1 protein-coding gene is annotated in these 1,020 nt (G+C 67.9%); it reads left to right on the forward strand.

Annotated features, from left to right (window positions below; translation table 11 throughout):
* Positions 1 to 1,020: right-handed parallel beta-helix repeat-containing protein (locus tag ACVCAG_RS45750; protein WP_447191671.1), on the forward strand; the 1,020-nt coding region annotated here is incomplete at both ends.

A 1,020-nucleotide genomic window follows, 5' to 3' on the forward strand; every position in this document is an offset into this window, starting at 1 on the left:
CCGCCGGGCGACACGCTGTACGTGGCGCCGAACGGCACGGACAGTGCGGCCGGGACGGAATCGGCCCCGACGACGCTCACCTCCGCGATCACCCGTGTCGCTCCCGGCGGGACGATCTCCATGCGCGGCGGGCGCTACGACTTCTCGCAGACGATCACCATCGCGCCGGGCAACAACGGCACCGCGAGCGCCCGCAAGAAGATCTCCGCCTACCCCGGTGAGACCCCGATCCTGAACTTCTCGGCCCAGAGCGAGGACCCGGCCAACCGCGGGCTCGCCGTGGGCGGCTCGTTCTGGCACATCCACGGCGTCGTCGTCGAGCGCGCCGGTGACAACGGGATCCTCCTGGCCGGCAACGACAACATCATCGAGCGCACGGTGACGCGCTTCAACCGCGACACGGGGCTGCAGCTCTCGCGGCTGGTGGCCGGGGCACCCCGCGAGCAGTGGCCCTCCCGCAACCTCATCGTGAGCGTGGAGTCGCACGACAACGCCGACTCCGACGGCGAGGACGCCGACGGCTTCGCCGCCAAGCTCACCTCAGGTCCGGGCAACGTCTTCCGCCACGCCGTGGCCCACAACAACATCGACGACGGCTGGGATCTGTTCACCAAGACCGACACCGGACCCATCGGCGCGGTGACCGTCGAGGACTCTCTCGCCTACGACAACGGCACGCTCAGCAACGGCGGCCAGGCCGGCAACGGGGACCGCAACGGCTACAAGCTCGGCGGCGAGGACATCGCGGTCGATCACGTCATCCGGCGCAACATCGCCTACAACAACGGCAAACACGGGTTCACCTACAACCGCAACCCCGGCACGATGACGGTGTCGGACAATGTCAGCGTCGGCAACGAAGAGCGCAACTTCCAGTTCGACGCCGGAACCTCGGTATTCCGCAACAACACCTCGTGCGACAGCGGGTCCAACGACAGGATCATCGGCAACGCCGACGGCACCAACCAGTTCTGGTCCGGCTCCAACGGCTCCCGCTGCTCCTCCTACACCGGCACCCTG

Source organism: Streptosporangium sp. G12 (genome assembly GCF_052983175.1).